This is a genomic window from Sphingopyxis sp. (genome assembly GCF_036402335.1).
In the GTDB taxonomy this organism is placed as follows: domain Bacteria; phylum Pseudomonadota; class Alphaproteobacteria; order Sphingomonadales; family Sphingomonadaceae; genus Sphingopyxis.
Map to the genome: position 1 here is coordinate 1 of NZ_DASWTD010000053.1, position 5,458 is coordinate 5,458.

A 5,458-nucleotide genomic window follows, 5' to 3' on the forward strand; every position below is an offset into this window, starting at 1 on the left:
GGAACCGGGCCGGCGCCGGGCGGCAGGCCCTGGCCTTTCAGGATCGCTAGCTGCTGCGCGAGCGGCAGATAGGGGCCGGGCACGGGCTCGCGGCCAAGATAGGGCGCACGGAACGCATCGGGCATGCCCCACCGACCACGCCAGCGATGGAAGATGTGCGCGCCGACGATGTTGGTCATTACCAGGCTCTTGCCCCAGCGCGGCCAGATCGCCTGCGTATGATAATGCGTCGCGAGACCGACCTTGGGGAAGACGTAGCCGCCGAGCGCTGCCGACGCGATGCGGCTTGCGCGCAGCCAGTTCCGCCGTTCGGGCGCGCGCGCCATCGCGCCGTCGCAGCTGAAGGTGAACTGGCACACGCCGGCGCGCTGCGATCCCTGGAAGACGACACCGCACACGGTGTTGGGGAAGCTCGGGTGGCGGACGCGGTTGATCACCGTCTGTGCGACGCCGCGCATCCCGTCGTCGGTCTCGGACGCCGCTTCGTAATAGATGGCGGCAGTCAGGCAATAATGCGCGCGCTCGCGGTCGAGCGCGGTAACCCCGCGAAAGACATAGGATTTGGCTGGCGGCCCGACAAAGGCTTCGTCGCGCAGCAGCGCGGGGTCGGCAGGGGGCAGTGCCGCAGCGTCGCTGTAACCGACGCTCGCCGGATCGGGTAGCGTCGGGTCGATCTTCAACGCATCCTCATAATCCGCCGCGTTCATGATCGCCCAGCGTTCGGGGTCATAGGCGCGGAAGTTCAGCGGTACCGATACGCTATACGGTCCGAAGACCGCCGGTGCGCGTAATTGCCCGCTCGACAGAAGGAAGGCGAGGCACGCGACGGCCATGACCGCAACGATCGCCGCCCAGAAGGCACGCCCCGGCCCCGCCGGCTTTTCGGGCAGCGGGTCGCGCCACGTCGAGCGGGCGGTCAGGGACAGTTCGGGCTTCATTCGTTCATCAATTCCATCATCCCGCTGGCGCCGATTCGCGCGGACGGGACGCCAGCCTGTCTTATACGCTGAAACGCCAACAAAATGTTGCAATCGATGCGGGGATGTTCCGCCGCGGAACAAACCGCGCGCCAGGCCCTAACGTATCTCGACCGTCAGATGCTCGATCGCGCGGATCGACTGGACCCGCGCGCAAATGGTTTCGCGCGTCGCACCGACCGCGCTGATGATCGCCGAATGTGCGCCGGGGCCGACGCGCCAGACATGCAGGTCGGTGATCCGCGCGTCACCCGGCCCTTCGACCAGCGTGCGAATTTCGGCTTCGAGCGCGGAGTCGGTCGCATCGAGCAGCACGGCGCCGGTGTCGCGTATCAGCGACCAGGCCCAAGCTGCGATGACGATCGACCCGACGATCCCCATCAGCGGATCGAGCCACACCCAGCCGAGATAGCGCCCGCCGAGCAGCGCGGCGATCGCAAGGACCGAAGTCAGCGCGTCGGCGACGACATGGAGATAGGCCGAGCGGAGGTTATTGTCCGTTTCGTGGTGATGATGCCCATGCCCATGCCCATGTCCGTCGCCGTGGGAATGCTCGTGGCCATGGTCGTGCCCATGGCCGAGCAGCAGCGCGCTGGCGACGTTCACGCCAAGGCCGACCACGGCGATGATCGTTGCTTCGGCAAAGGCGACCGGACGTGGATCGAACAGGCGCATCGCCGATTCGAATGCGATGCCCAGCGCGACGATGCCGAGCACGAGCGCCGATGCGAAGCCCGCCAGGTCGCCGACCTTGCCGGTCCCGAAGCTGTAGCGCCGCCCGTGGGCATGGCGCTTCGCATAGGCATAGGCGACTGCGGCGATGCCGAGCGCCCCCGCGTGGGTCGCCATGTGAAAGCCGTCGGCGAGCAGCGCCATCGAGTTGAAGACGAGACCAGCGGCAATCTCCGCCACCATCATCACCGCGGTGAGCGCCACCACCCACAACGTGCGGCGCGCATTCTCGTCGTGCCTTTTGCCAAGGAACACATGGCTGTGCGTCAGCGCGTCGATTTCGCTGTCGAACGACATGTAAGGTCCCCTATTTCGCGTAACGGCGGATCGCCGCCAGCAATTCGTCGGCGCCCTGCGCGCGCTCGGAGTCGGACAGGGCCGGGGCGACGACATGTTCGCGCATATGGTCTTCGACCAGCTCGTCCATCAATCCGAGGACCGCGCCACGCACGCCCGCGACCTGATGCAGGATCGCGGCGCATCCCGCCTCGTCTCCGATAGCGCGTTCGATCGCGCCGACCTGCCCGGCAATTCTGCGGACACGCGCGAGAAGCTGGTCCTTGTTGGAAATCATATGCGACATAGGATACCCCCCTATCCTATGTCGGGGTGGTTGGCAACGACCGGAGGGTGCTGCTCAATGGAGAATGCCGGCGTCATACCAGTCGTCGCGCGGGGTCACCTTGATCGGCAGGCCGAAAAGATCGGTTATTGCTTCGCTCGTCAGAAGCGCGTCCTTGGCACCGTCGCGGTCGAGCCGCCCGCGGCGCAGCATGATGATACGATCGATCTCGGGCAAGATTTCCTCGATATGGTGCGTGACGAGCAACAAGGTGACGCCTGTGCGCACGATGCCGCGCAGCATATCGAGGAAATGGTGCCGCGCCGCGGGATCGAGTCCCGCGCAAGGTTCGTCGAGCAACAGTGCGCGCGGCCGGTGCGCGAGCGCGCGGGCGATTAGGACACGGCGGGCTTCGCCGGTCGAAAGGCTTGCCATGCTGCGGCCGATCAGATGACTTGCGCCGGCATCTTCCAGCGCGGCGAGCGAGGCATCGACCATCTCCTGCGTATAATGCTGATGCGCCCACAGTCCCCGCGAGGCGAAAAAGCCCGACACGACGCAGTCGAGCGTTTCGAGCGGCGGCTGGGCGTCGAAATCGAGCTGTTCGGTCGAGGAGACGATGCCGAGCAGCTTGCGGAGATCGAAAACATTCCAGCTGTCTTGTCCGAAGATCCGGACATCGGCCCCATAAGCCGGATAGAGCTGGCGCGTGATCAGCTTGACCAATGTGGACTTGCCCGATCCGTTGGCGCCGAGGATGGCGGCGCTCTCCCCCGCACCGATGGTCAGCGCCGGAAGGTCGAGGATGCAGCTATCGTCGGCCATGACGCGCACGTTGGCCAGAGCGAGCAGGGGAGAGTCTTCGATCATGCGCCCCTTGAGCATGATGCATTCCCCGAGGAAAGGTCAAATTGGCGTGCGCAGCTCGATCTTGTCTGGACACTTTCGCCGTTTCTTGAAAATAGCTACATTTTCGCGGGGGCTGCTGTGATGGAAGATGCAAAAGAAGGTGAAAAGGAGGGAGAAGCAGAGGTTGCAGAAACCCTGCCTAATCTGAAAGATAGAATTAGAGCGATATTATCAAGGCTTTCAACGCTGGTCTCGATTGGGGGGTTAAGTTTGCTGATTGCAGCGATCGCTCTCTTCTTCCAAATAAAAGATTCTGGTACAAGCGAGGTAAATATAGATTCGACGGAGATCGAAAAGGCGGTCAAGCTTCAAACACCTGTTCTTGACAGGTTCGTAGATTTGAATTCGGATCCGTTGAAACTAACCGAATTTCTCGACAAGAATGAAGATAAGGTCATTCAGTTGAGCCTGACGGCGCCGTGGCCGGAAGATTATGAACCATATGATGGGATGCCAAGGGAGCACGCGGCCGAAAATCTTCTGTTCGTTGGACGATCATGTGTCGATAGCGGTTCATGCACTGCTGCGGAAATTACCTTCTCGGGGGCTTGCGAAAATTCCTATTGCGGTCATCTGGATTCGGCCGGAAATCGCGTTTGGAAAGGCTATGTGGTCATCAAGGGTACGGGTTGGAGTAGGGGGATCGCGCTATACTTGCTGAAATTCATCCCTCCTGAAGAAGCGCGGCTTCGAAAATAGCGGATTCGGGAATAATCGGCGCCCGGCGTATCAGTGGAAGCCGGCCGCCGCTTCGAGCGATATGTCGCGGCGGACGAGGCTGTATAGCATCATTGATCCCCATTCTCCTCTTGCCGACTCAGCTGCCAAAGCCTATATGCGCCCTACTTCTTGACATGGTTAGCCAGTTGGGACGTCGGGGCCGCGGGCCGCGGCGGCTATACCCACATGCTTTCCGGTCATCCGGAACGGGAAATATCGTTGGCCGATCTCGACGTCCTGAATGCGATTATCGCGCCCGAAGCCGAGGCGATGGGCCTTGCGCTCGTGCGCGTCGCCTTTTTCGGCGGCGAGAGCGACCCGACGTTGCAGGTCATGGCCGAGCGGCCCGACACGCGCCAGCTGACGATCGACGATTGCGCCGACCTGTCGCGCCGCATCTCGGACCGGCTCGACGCGCTCGAAGAGGCCGGCAAGGACCCGATCGATCAGGCGTACCGGCTCGAAGTGTCGTCGCCGGGCATCGACCGGCCGCTGACGCGTCGCGCCGACTTCGCCGACTGGGCGGGGCATGAGGCGAAAATCGCGCTGAAGGAAAAGCAGGGCGGGCGCCAGCGCTTCAACGGCGAGCTGGTCGGCATCGACGGCGATACCGTGACGATTTCGGATAAAGAGGGTGTGGAACACAAGCTGCCGTTCGACGCGATCGACACGGCAAAGCTCGTTCTCACCGACAAATTGATTGCCGCAACCGTCCCGCTCTCGATCGAGGGCGCCGACGAAATGGAAGAAGAAGGACAGGACTGATGGCCACTGCCATTTCCGCCAACAAGGCCGAACTGCTCGCGATTGCCAACAGCGTCGCCAGCGAGAAGATGATCGACAAGGGCATCGTTATCGAGGCCATCGAGGAAGCGATCCAGCGGGCCGCGCGTGCACGCTACGGCGCCGAGAACGACATTCGTGCGAAGCTCGACGCGCAGACCGGCGATCTCCGTCTCTGGAGGGTTGTCGAAGTCGTCGAGCAGGTCGAGGACTATTTCAAGCAGGTCGACCTGGCGGCCGGCCAGAAGCTGCAGAAGGATGCGAAGATCGGCGACTTCATCGTCGATCCGCTGCCCGCGGTCGACCTCGGCCGCATCGACGCGCAGTCGGCCAAGCAGGTGATCTTCCAGAAGGTCCGCGAAGCCGACCGCGAGCGTCAGTATGAGGAATTCAAGGACCGCGCCGGCGAGATCATCACCGGCGTCGTGAAGTCGGTCGAATTCGGCCACATCGTCGTCAACCTCGGCCGCGCCGAAGGCGTCATCCGCCGTGACCAGCAGATCCCGCGCGAACTGATGCGCGTCGGTGATCGCGTCCGCGCGCTGATCCTCTCGGTGCGCAGCGAAACGCGCGGCCCGCAGATTTTCCTCAGCCGCGCGCACCCCGACTTCATGAAGAAGCTGTTCGCGCAGGAAGTGCCCGAAATCTATGACGGCATCATCGAGATCAAGGCTGCCGCGCGCGACCCGGGTTCGCGCGCGAAGATCGGTGTGATCAGCTATGACGGCTCGATCGACCCCGTCGGCGCCTGCGTCGGCATGAAGGGCAGCCGCGT

General features: G+C 62.9%; 7 protein-coding genes. 3 read left to right on the top strand and 4 right to left on the bottom strand.

The genetic code is table 11. The features are described from left to right. From VGD20_RS01495 to VGD20_RS01510, 4 genes are all read right to left on the bottom strand, one after another. A partial coding sequence (locus VGD20_RS01495) for a cell wall hydrolase (protein ID WP_331132758.1) occupies positions 1 to 938 on the bottom strand: 938 nt, incomplete at its 3' end. Positions 939 to 1,076: 138 nt separating this feature from the next. Then, complete coding sequence (gene dmeF / locus VGD20_RS01500) at positions 1,077 to 2,006, bottom strand: CDF family Co(II)/Ni(II) efflux transporter DmeF (protein WP_331132759.1); 930 nt, start codon at positions 2,004 to 2,006, stop codon at positions 1,077 to 1,079. 10 nt (positions 2,007 to 2,016) lie between these two features. Continuing rightward, entirely contained in the window at positions 2,017 to 2,292 is a 276-nt protein-coding gene (locus VGD20_RS01505) for a metal/formaldehyde-sensitive transcriptional repressor (RefSeq protein WP_331132760.1), read from the bottom strand. A gap of 54 nt (positions 2,293 to 2,346) precedes the next feature. Next, positions 2,347 to 3,156, bottom strand: a complete 810-nt coding sequence (locus VGD20_RS01510; RefSeq protein WP_331132761.1) for an ABC transporter ATP-binding protein — start codon at positions 3,154 to 3,156, stop codon at positions 2,347 to 2,349. A 105-nt stretch (positions 3,157 to 3,261) separates the two neighbouring features. Here VGD20_RS01510 and VGD20_RS01515 point away from each other — a divergent pair, with 105 nt between their 5' ends. From VGD20_RS01515 to nusA, 3 genes are all read left to right on the top strand, one after another. Continuing rightward, positions 3,262 to 3,879 (top strand): hypothetical protein, encoded by a 618-nt coding sequence (locus VGD20_RS01515; RefSeq protein ID WP_331132762.1) that lies wholly within the window; start codon positions 3,262 to 3,264, stop codon positions 3,877 to 3,879. A 240-nt stretch (positions 3,880 to 4,119) separates the two neighbouring features. Next, positions 4,120 to 4,665, top strand: a complete 546-nt coding sequence (gene rimP / locus VGD20_RS01520) for a ribosome maturation protein RimP (RefSeq protein ID WP_331132763.1) — start codon at positions 4,120 to 4,122, stop codon at positions 4,663 to 4,665. Beyond that, the coding region (nusA, locus tag VGD20_RS01525; protein ID WP_331132764.1) for a transcription termination factor NusA at positions 4,665 to 5,458 on the top strand (794 nt) is incomplete at its 3' end. The genes rimP and nusA, both read left to right, overlap by 1 nt.